Source organism: Dietzia sp. DQ12-76, assembly GCF_014145045.1.
GTDB lineage: Bacteria > Actinomycetota > Actinomycetes > Mycobacteriales > Mycobacteriaceae > Dietzia.
Genome location: NZ_JAALDV010000417.1, coordinates 7,713 through 9,738 on the forward strand (window position 1 = coordinate 7,713; position 2,026 = coordinate 9,738).

2 protein-coding genes and 1 pseudogene are annotated in these 2,026 nt (G+C 70.9%); 2 read left to right on the forward strand and 1 reads right to left on the reverse strand.

Going from position 1 to position 2,026, the window contains the following annotated elements; all coding sequences use genetic code 11:
- Together G6019_RS13720 and G6019_RS13725 are read left to right on the forward strand one after the other, a co-directional pair.
- Window positions 1–291 (forward strand): annotated as a pseudogene (locus G6019_RS13720) (hypothetical protein); the annotation flags it as partial.
- Between the two features lie 8 nt (window positions 292–299).
- The gene (locus tag G6019_RS13725; protein WP_107755965.1) at window positions 300–1,616 is read left to right on the forward strand and encodes an ABC1 kinase family protein; all 1,317 of its coding nucleotides are present in this window, start codon (window positions 300–302) and stop codon (window positions 1,614–1,616) included.
- Between the two features lie 21 nt (window positions 1,617–1,637).
- Here G6019_RS13725 and G6019_RS13730 read toward each other — a convergent pair.
- On the reverse strand, window positions 1,638–2,026 hold a 389-nt coding region (locus G6019_RS13730), incomplete at its 5' end, for an HRDC domain-containing protein (RefSeq protein ID WP_182627809.1).

The following is a 2,026-nucleotide window of genomic DNA, read 5'->3' on the forward strand; positions in this document are numbered from 1 at the left end:
CCGTGTCTACGCTGCGTCGACCTGTTCCGTGCCGGGCGCGATCCGCGGTGGCCGTACGTGGCCGCGCAGCTCGTGGGCCGGTCCCCCGCTGCCGGTGTTCCCGCGCTCACCGCGGCCGCCGCGCTCGTCCTGGCCGAGGTCGCCGCCAGTCGCGTAGCGGACCACCCCCTCCAGACCGTCGGCGCATCCGTCGAGATCAACCCTGCAGAAGGGCTGTGGAGGAGACTCGAGTGGCCGGCCTCCGAGCGCTGCACCTGCGGCGCGGCGACACAGGGGCATCCTCTGTCATGATTGGAAGCGTGCCCGAACTCCCCCGTACCTCATCCCGCCGAGCAGCTCGCCTCGCAGGCCTGCCCCTGGGAATCGCCGGACGAGCCGCGGGGTCCCTGGGGCGTCGTGCCCTGGGCAGAAGCGATGGTGTATTGACCGAGGAGCTCGCCGACCAGGCGGCCGACCAGGTCTTCGCCGTTCTCGGAGAGCTCAAGGGCGGGGCCATGAAGGTGGGACAGGCCCTCAGTGTGTTCGAGGCCGGAATGCCCGACAAGTACGCCGGGCCGTTCCGCGAGGCGCTCACCAAGCTCCAGGCGGAGGCGCCACCACTTCCCCCCGCGGAGGTGGAGAGGGTCCTCGACACCCAGCTCGGACTGCGGTGGCGGGAGCGGTTCGCGGAGTTCAACACCTCCGCGGCCGCCGCGGCCTCGATCGGTCAGGTCCACCGCGCGGTCTGGTCGGACGGCCGGGAGGTGGCGGTCAAGGTGCAGTACCCCGGGGCCGACGAGGCGCTGCGATCTGATCTGCGTCAACTCCGACGGCTCGCCCCACTCCTGCGACCCCTCACCCCCGGCACCGACGTCAAGGGGGTCATCGACGAGTTGTACGACAGCGCCGTGGCCGAACTCGACTACCGGGGTGAGGCCGACACGCAGCGGGTGTTCGCCGCCGCGTTCCGCGACGATCCGCTGATCCGCGTGCCCGCCGTCCTCGCGTCCGCCCCGAAGGTCCTGGTCACCGAGTGGGCGGAGGGGCGCACGCTCGGCCGGATCGCCGCGAGCGGCACGCAGGACGAGCGCGACCGTGCCGGAGAGCTGCTGACGGAGTTCCAGTTCTGCTCCCCCACCCGCGCCCGGATGATGCACGGGGATCCGCACCCTGGCAACTTCCTTCTCGCCGACGACGGGCGGATGGTGGTGTTGGACTTCGGTGCGTCGCTGCCCCTGCCGGAGGGCATGCCCGCGGCCCTCACCTCGATGATGCGGCTCGCTCTGGCCGGGGAGGCAGACGAGTTGGTCGCCTTGATGGCGCGGTCAGGGTACGTGGGAAGGGGCGGCGTGGAGCCCGAGGACGCGATGTCCTTCCTCGACCCCTTCATCGAACCGATGCGCACTGCCGAGTTCCACTTCGACCGCAAGTGGTTGCAGGGGATCATGGCCGTCTACGGGGACGTCTCCGGCCGGGAGTTCCGGACCTCGCGGTCGTTCACACTGCCCCGCGACTACGTCCTGATCCATCGCGTGCTCTCGGCGTCGGTCGGCATGCTGTGCCAACTCGAGGCCACCGCGCCCTACCGGGAGATCGTCCACCGCTGGATGCCGGAGATCTTCCCCGACGAGGAGTGACCCGCACCGGATCGTCCCGGTTCAGCCCTCCCGCACCAGACGCAGGACCTCGTCGCCGTACTCGCCGAGTTTGTGGGCCCCGATCCCGCCGATGCGCCCCAACGATCTGGTGTCCGCGGGGCGCTCGCGAGCGATCTGCACGAGCGTGTCGTTGGTGAACACCGTGTACGCCGGTTTGCCGATGCGTTCCGAGGTCTCCCTACGCCAGTCCCGTAGCCGCTCGAACAACCCGGTGTCGACCTCGACCGAGCAGTCCGGACACGATCCCAGCGCCCGGTGCATCGACCCGGTGAGCCGCTCCCCGCAACCACGACAGCGCCCCTTGTCCGCCGAGTCGGTCACCTGACGGGCGCCGGCGGGCGCCGGTGCCGGGCGCACCGGGTCGAGGAACCGACTGGGGCGGCGGGTGG